The organism is Sphingomonas sp. PP-CE-3G-477, from assembly GCF_003050745.1.
Classification (GTDB): domain Bacteria; phylum Pseudomonadota; class Alphaproteobacteria; order Sphingomonadales; family Sphingomonadaceae; genus Sphingomonas.
Genome location: NZ_QAOF01000012.1, coordinates 62,020 through 69,408, shown reverse-complemented (window position 1 = coordinate 69,408; position 7,389 = coordinate 62,020). Strand labels below are relative to the sequence as shown.

Below are 7,389 nucleotides of genomic sequence, written 5' to 3'. Positions count from 1 at the left end.
GCGAAAACCGAAAAACCCATAGACCAGCATTTGCGGCCCGCGGCTTCATGCTTTGGAGGATATCGTACATCTACCGATGCCCGATTTCCTTCACAAAGTAGGACGATCAGGTGGGTAACTCGCGCCTCAAAAGCGGACATCTGTTCATGGCGATGATGCCAAACCTAGCCGTGACATGATGCAAAATTAAAAGTTTGCATCGAGCTTTATGGCTAGCACTGGCTGCATTTTAGATCGATCGCACGCTGATCGAGGTCGTTGAGGGTTTCCTCAATCCTAATAGATTCATGATCCCAGCATCGCTGCTTAGGCGTGCGATCGTCCCTTTGTTTAACGGGCACCACGTACACACGACATGCAAATACAGGCGTTTTCTCTCGCGCACGGCAGGTGAGGCGTGACGAAACGATGAATTCGCCTTTGACGTATCCTGTGCCTGCGAGGATGCGATCAGAGCTATTCCGAACGTGATTATTGTTGCCATCATCACCGGGTCACCCCGTTGCCGATCGCTGATCATGCACCTAATTTACTGACAAGTACTCTTAAATAGATTTGCAATTTACACTACTTAGCTAATCACCTTGGCCCAAATCGTTTCCGAAGGTAAGCAAGGCGAATACTCCATTCGTGATCACGATAGCTCGCAGACTTGAGGCCGCACTCCTTTTAGAACCCTTACCTCGTGGCTGCGACCACCGCTGAATTGTTATATCGTCGCGGGAAGACGACCTGTGCCTGCGCCAGCATTTGTTAAGCGCGTCGATTACACTGAGGACTCGACCGTCGCCCGCTGCAAGAAAGTAGTTGCCTGCAGCTCGACAGCCAGCAACCATAGAGACGAGGTTTGGTGGACTGGGCGCGAAGCCTTCCTTGCCAAGTGCAGCTGTCATGTCGACGCTCGGCTGCACAATAGGTGGCGCGGTAAGCCGTTGGCTTGAAGCGGGTGACATGACTGCCAGGATAAGCGGGATGATGAACATGCCGGAGACGCTGCCCGCTAATCAATTTTATCGCAACGTTTCATACCATTGAATGATGGATATCGCTGTCAGGCAGTCTGTTTAAGGTTTGAAGAACTCTCGCTTAGGGCAGTGGTTTCCGTAAACACCATCCTTTGCGGGAAAGGCCACAGCGTCCGGCGATGTCCACTAGCGCCACCTGCCTTCAATAGCGGAACGTCCGCAATCCTTCCCAAACCAGAGCTTGCTTCACGCAGCGTTGTCGATGCCGAGTTCGCCGAGTTTGCGGTACAGCGTCGAGCGGCCGATGCCGAGGCGGCGTGCGACTTCGGTCATGCGGCCGCGGTAATGGCCGATGGCGAGGCGGATGACGTCGGCCTCGATCTCTTCCAGTGCGCGGAGATTGCCGTCGGGGCGGAACAGCGTGACGCCGCCTCCACCGATCGCCGCGGCAGCGGGCGTGCGCTGGCGGTTGCCCAGCGCCGCGATCTGCGGGAAATCCTCCTCGGTGAGCGCGGCATCCTCGCAGAGCACGGCAGCGCGGAAGAGCGCGTTCTGGAGCTGGCGGACGTTGCCGGGCCAGTCATATTGCACCAGCAGGGCCAGGGCGGAATCGGTGATTCCCAGCGGCCGCAATCCCGGTTGCTCGGCGATCCGCGCCAGCAGATGGCGGGCGAGTGCGGGGATGTCGCCGGTGCGTTCGCGCAACGGCGGGATCGTCACCTGGACGACGTTGAGACGGTAATACAGGTCTTCGCGGAACCGGCCGGCCTCGACCTCGTCGAGCAATCGCACGTTGCTCGCGGCGATCACGCGGACGTCGACTTCGCGGGGATGGCGCGCGCCGATCGCGTGGACTTCGCCGGTCTGGAGTACGCGGAGCAGCTTGGCCTGCGCCTCCAATGGCATCTCGCTGACCTCGTCGAGGAACAGCGTGCCGCCATCCGCGTCCTGGAAACGGCCAATCTTGCGCTCGAACGCCCCGGTGAAGGCGCCCTTTTCGTGACCAAACAGTTCGGATTCGACGAGGTTCGCAGGGATCGCGCCGCAGTTGACGCTCGTCATCTGCTTCTTTGCGCGCGGGGAGGCCGCGTGAATCGCCTCGGCGACGACGTCCTTGCCGACGCCGATCTCGCCTTCGAGCAGAACCGCGACGCGGGCGCGGGCGGCCTTTGCGGCGATCGCCAGTGCAGCACGGAAATCGGGCGACGATCCGACGATCTCGTCGAACCCGAGCAATGCCGGGATCTTCTCGGTGAGCGGGCGGAGTTCGCCTGCCGACGTGCCGCCGACGGCTGTGTCGAGGGCAGCGAGAAACCGCTCGGGGGCGAGCGGCTTGACCAGGAAGTCGGTGGCGCCCGCCCGCATCGCTGCAACCGCGTGCGCGACCGATCCGTTGGCCGTGACCAGCAGGATCGGCAGCGCGGGGCGACGTTCGCGCAACGCAGCGATCAGGTCGGTCGCATCCGCATCGGGCGCCCAGTGATCGAGAATGATCGCATCAAGCTGCATGCCGTCCTGCGTGCCGAGCGTCGCGATCGCCATTTCGCCATCGGTCGCGAAGATCGCGCGCCACCCGCCACGCGCGGCGAGTGCTGCCACCAGCCGCCGCTGCGCAGGCTCCTCGTCGATCAGCAGTAGAAGGCGCTGCCCGTTGCGCGTCATGGCGAATCCTGTCCCGTTCCGGCACGTGCAATAGCCGCGCCGGGTAAAGGGCGACTTAAGTACCGGGCTTGGACATTTTGTATGTGCGCGATAAGGTCGGCTGCATAGAGCATAACACTCAGAGGATTGGGCACGAACCATGGCCGGCAACGGGGACATGAAGGCGCACGTCGCGACCTATTCGAGCGTGACGGGGATGATGAAATGGGGTGCCGTTGGGTGCGCACTGGTCGTCGCACTCGTCATCTGGCTGATTTCCTGACGCGATGAAGATCGCCGTCCTCAAAGAGCAAGCGGACGGCGAGCGCCGGGTTTCCGCGACGCCCGAGACCGTGAAGAAATTCATCGCGCTGGGGGCGACGCTGGCGGTGGAGGCGGGAGCGGGCGATACCGCATCGATCGCCGACGCGGCGTATTCGGATGCGGGGGCTTTGGTGGGCGATCGCGCGGCAACCCTGGCCGGCGCGGATATCGTGCTTGGCGTGCAGGGGCCTGATCCCGCGGGGCTTGGCGGCATTTCGGCGGGGGCGTGGATCGTCGCGAGCCTCAATCCCTTTGGTGCAGGTCCCGATGGCGGGCGTGCGCGGATCGATGCGTATGCCGCGGCGGGCTACGAGGCGCTGGCGATGGAGTTCATGCCGCGCATCACGCGCGCGCAATCGATGGATATCCTGTCGTCGCAGTCGAACCTGTCGGGGTACAAAGCGGTGCTCGATGCCGCCGCCGAATATGGTCGCGCGTTTCCAATGATGATGACCGCGGCAGGGACGATCAGCGCGGCCAAGGCATTCGTGATGGGCGTTGGCGTCGCCGGGCTTCAGGCGATCGCGACCGCACGGCGGCTCGGCGCTCAGGTGTCGGCGACCGACGTGCGCGCCGCGACCCGCGAGCAGATCCAGTCGCTCGGTGCGAAGCCGATCTTCGTCGAGAATGTCGCCGGGATCGAGGGCGAGGGAACGGGCGGGTATGCCGGCGAGATGTCGCCCGAATACCAGGCTGCGCAGGCCGAGCTCGTCTCGGGGCACATCGCCAAGCAGGACATCGTCATCACGACTGCGTTGATCCCGGGGCGTCCGGCGCCACGGCTGATCTCGGCGGCCCAGGTGGCGAGCATGAAGCCGGGCTCGGTGATCGTCGATCTCGCGGTCGAGCAGGGCGGCAACGTCGAGGGCTCGGTCGCGGGCGAAGTGGTCGTGGTGAACGGCGTGAAGATCGTCGGGCATCGCAACGTGCCGTCTCGGTTGGCGGCAGACGCCAGCGCCTTGTTCTCACGCAACCTGTACAACTTCCTCAACGCCTTCTGGGACAAGGACGCCGGGCGACCTGCGCTCGACACCGAGATCGGCGACGCGATCCGGCTGACGCAAGGCGGCAAGATCGTGAACCCAAGGCTGCTGGCATGATGATCCTCCCCGGCACGGGGAGGGGGACCGGCGCAGCCGGTGGAGGGGGCGTCCCACACACGCTACGCCCGGAAGTATCGCTAGCACGCAAATTGCGGCGCGAAATGAGCCTTCCGGAAGTGCTGCTATGGGAGCAGCTCCGGGGACAAAAGACTGGCATCAAGTTCCGCCACCAGCATCCCATCGGTCCATACGTCTGCGACTTCTACTGCGCCGGCGCCAAGCTCGCGGTCGAAGTAGATGGCGAATTCCATGGACGCGGCGACCGTCCCCAACGCGACGCCGGTCGCGACCAGTTTTTCGAACAGAATGGCCACCGGGTGCTGCGAGTGGCGGCAGGTGAGGTGCTGAGGGATATCGAGGCCGTTGTGACGATGATCGTATCGTCCGCGGCCAGCCCCCTCCACCAGCCTGCGGCCGGTCCCCCTCCCCGTGCCGGGGAGGAATGAGATGGACTTTATCGCGATCCTGTCGATCTTCGTGCTGGCATGTTTCGTCGGGTATTTCGTCGTCTGGGCGGTGACGCCTGCGTTGCACACGCCGTTGATGGCGGTGACCAATGCGATCTCCTCGGTCATCATCGTCGGCGCGCTGATCGCCGCCGCTGCGGCAGGCATCGGCGCCGGATCGGGCGTCGCCAAGGCGCTCGGGCTGCTCGCGGTGGTGCTCGCAAGCATCAATATCTTCGGCGGTTTCGCGGTCACCGCGCGGATGCTGGCGATGTACAAGAAAAAGGAACGGCCGGTCGCGGCTGCCACGAGCAAGTGAGCGATACGGACGTGAGGGGAACGCGCGATGCATGAACTGACGGTCAGCCCCTGGGCATCGCTCGCCTATCTGGTGGCGGGGGTGTGCTTCATCCTCGCCCTGCGCGGGCTGTCGAGCCCGGCGTCGAGCCAGCGCGGCAATCGCTTCGGCATCATCGGCATGACGATCGCGGTCGTGACGACGCTGGTGACGCATGTGCCGTTGCGTTCGGAAGCATGGCCTCCCGGCAATCCGCACGATTGGATGATCGACTGGACCACCGTCGTCGAAATCCTTGCGGCGATTGGCGTCGGCGCCGCGATCGGCCTCGTCACCGCGCGACGGATCGCGATGACCGCGATGCCGCAGCTCGTGGCCGCATTCCACTCACTGGTCGGGCTCGCCGCGGTGCTGGTCGGAGTCGCCGCGTATCTCAACCCGCAGGCGTTCGGAATTTCGGACCTCGTCATTCCGCTGATCGGCCAGCCGTTCGCGGTCATCCACCCGGTCAGCCGGATCGAACTCGGGCTCGGCGTGGCGATCGGTGCGATCACCTTCTCCGGCTCGGTCATCGCGTTCCTCAAGCTCAACGGCAATATGGGCGGCAAGCCGATCATGCTGCCCGGCCGCCACGTCATCAACCTCGCGCTGCTCGCCGCCATCCTCGGGCTGATCGCCTACTTCGTCACCGACCAGGCCCCGTGGATCTTCTGGACGGTCGTGATCCTGAGCTTCGTCATCGGCTTCCTGTTGATCGTCCCGATCGGCGGCGCGGACATGCCGGTTGTGGTCAGCATGCTCAATTCCTATTCGGGCTGGGCGGCCGCCGCGATGGGCTTCACGCTCCACAACAGTGCGATGATCATCACTGGCGCGCTGGTCGGCAGCTCGGGCGCGATCCTCAGCTACATCATGTGCCGCGCGATGAACCGCAGCTTCATCAGCGTGATCGCAGGCGGCTTCGGCGCGGTCGCGGACACCAGCGGCGGCGCGGTCGCGAGCGATCGCCCGTGGAAACGCGGCTCGGCGGAAGACGCCGCGTTCCTGATGAGCCAGGCGGAACAGGTTATCATCGTTCCGGGCTACGGCATGGCGGTGGCGCAGGCGCAGCACGTCCTGCGCGAGATGGGCGACAAGCTGAAGGCCGAGGGGGTGCGCGTGAAATACGCGATCCACCCCGTCGCGGGGCGCATGCCGGGGCACATGAACGTGCTGCTGGCCGAAGCCAATGTGCCGTATGACGACGTGTTCGAGCTCGAAGACATCAACAGCGAGTTCGCACAGACCGACGTCGCGTTCGTGATCGGCGCGAACGACGTGACCAACCCGGCGGCCAAGACCGACAAGTCCTCGCCGATCTACGGCATGCCCGTGCTCGACGTCGAAAAGGCGAAGACGGTATTGTTCATCAAGCGCTCGATGGGCGGCGTCGGCTACGCAGGCGTCGATAACGAGCTGTTCTACCGCGACAATACGATGATGCTGCTCGCCGATGCCAAGAAGATGGTCGAGGATATCGTCAAGGCGCTCGATTGATCGTGGCTCAGTAGGTTCCCAACTCCGACGAAACTCGATCCAGTTCGGGTGTAACTCTTGGTCTGACGCAGGTTAGTCTCGCTACCACAGCGGAGACCTTGATGACCCGACCGGACAACGCACCTGATGCGGCAAATTACGATACCGGGATCGACGCGGTTCTGGTTGCTGCTACGGGCGCGCCAGACCGGCTTACCGTCGCGCTCGACGCTCTACGCGGGAGGATCGTAGGCCGGTTCGATTGGCAGACCCCGTTCGGCGATCACGCCACGCCTCAGGTGATTGTCATCGAAGCGATCGGCGTCGCTGACGCGATGCTCGAAGAGCGGCTGCCTGCGATCGTCGACCAGGCAGTTGCCGTGCAGGCAGGCCTCGTGGTTGCCCTAACGTTCGACCAGATCGATGTCGTGACTGCGGCAACGCTTGGTGGCGGTACGCGATTGCTGGTGGACCCGACCGTCAGTGACTGCGTCGCGGCGATTGTTGTCGCAGCGGAGACCGCACGCAGCCCCACCGGCGTGTTCGACGTCGGTCGCGAGACCGATGGCACGCGACTGGAGCGGCTGAACACGGAAGTCGCGCGGATCGCCGAAGCGCTGGCACGCCTGACGCGCACGGAGATCGAGGATGATGCTCCAGCGGCGGCGATCGTCGGCGACCGGACCAATCGCTACGGCGCGCCACCGTCCTTGGCCGAGCCGAGTGCGGCGGATGTTCGTCGGGCGATCCGCGCTCGGCGGTTGCGCGACCAGTTCTTCGGCGCGACGCTGTTCGAGGATCCCGGCTGGGACATGCTGCTCGATCTCTATGCCGCCGAACTGGAGCGGGGCCGCGTTTCGGTGTCGAGCCTGTGCATCGCCGCCGCGGTCGCGCCCACCACTGCGCTGCGCTGGATCGCGCGGATGACCGACACCGGGCTGTTCGAACGCCGCCCCGATTTGCACGACCGGCGGCGCGCCTTCATGGTGCTCTCCGACCGCGCAAGCGAAGCGATGCGCGGGTATATCGTGGCCACCAGAGGCGCCGACCTGCGAATTCCGTGATTTTAGCTTGCCCCCGCCGCCCGGCTTTGGCAT

The 7,389-nt window shown here is 63.9% G+C and carries 7 protein-coding genes; 6 read left to right on the top strand and 1 reads right to left on the bottom strand.

Going from position 1 to position 7,389, the window contains the following annotated elements; translation table 11 throughout:
- Positions 1–1,211 precede the first annotated feature (1,211 nt).
- A complete protein-coding gene (locus tag C8J45_RS17210) occupies positions 1,212–2,627 on the bottom strand; it encodes a sigma-54 dependent transcriptional regulator (RefSeq protein WP_107964331.1) in 1,416 nt (471 codons plus the stop codon).
- A 139-nt stretch (positions 2,628–2,766) separates the two neighbouring features.
- Here C8J45_RS17210 and C8J45_RS17205 point away from each other — a divergent pair, with 139 nt between their 5' ends.
- The 6 genes from C8J45_RS17205 (at position 2,767) to C8J45_RS17180 (ending at position 7,356) form a co-directional block, all read left to right on the top strand.
- Entirely contained in the window at positions 2,767–2,889 is a 123-nt protein-coding gene (locus C8J45_RS17205) for an aa3-type cytochrome c oxidase subunit IV (RefSeq protein WP_082441508.1), read from the top strand.
- A 4-nt stretch (positions 2,890–2,893) separates the two neighbouring features.
- Positions 2,894–4,030 carry an NAD(P) transhydrogenase subunit alpha gene (locus C8J45_RS17200; RefSeq protein ID WP_107964330.1) on the top strand — a complete coding sequence of 379 codons (1,137 nt, stop codon included), beginning with the start codon at positions 2,894–2,896 and terminating at the stop codon, positions 4,028–4,030.
- Positions 4,027–4,479, top strand: a complete 453-nt coding sequence (locus C8J45_RS17195; RefSeq protein ID WP_308811362.1) for an endonuclease domain-containing protein — start codon at positions 4,027–4,029, stop codon at positions 4,477–4,479. Before C8J45_RS17200 ends, C8J45_RS17195 begins: the two co-directional genes overlap by 4 nt.
- A gap of 1 nt (position 4,480) precedes the next feature.
- The gene (locus C8J45_RS17190; RefSeq protein ID WP_107964329.1) at positions 4,481–4,798 is read left to right on the top strand and encodes an NAD(P) transhydrogenase subunit alpha; all 318 of its coding nucleotides are present in this window, start codon (positions 4,481–4,483) and stop codon (positions 4,796–4,798) included.
- 27 nt (positions 4,799–4,825) lie between these two features.
- Positions 4,826–6,313 (top strand): NAD(P)(+) transhydrogenase (Re/Si-specific) subunit beta, encoded by a 1,488-nt coding sequence (locus tag C8J45_RS17185; protein WP_107964328.1) that lies wholly within the window; start codon positions 4,826–4,828, stop codon positions 6,311–6,313.
- A 101-nt stretch (positions 6,314–6,414) separates the two neighbouring features.
- Positions 6,415–7,356 carry a MarR family winged helix-turn-helix transcriptional regulator gene (locus tag C8J45_RS17180; protein WP_107964327.1) on the top strand — a complete coding sequence of 314 codons (942 nt, stop codon included), beginning with the start codon at positions 6,415–6,417 and terminating at the stop codon, positions 7,354–7,356.
- The last annotated feature ends 33 nt before the right edge of the window (positions 7,357–7,389 follow it).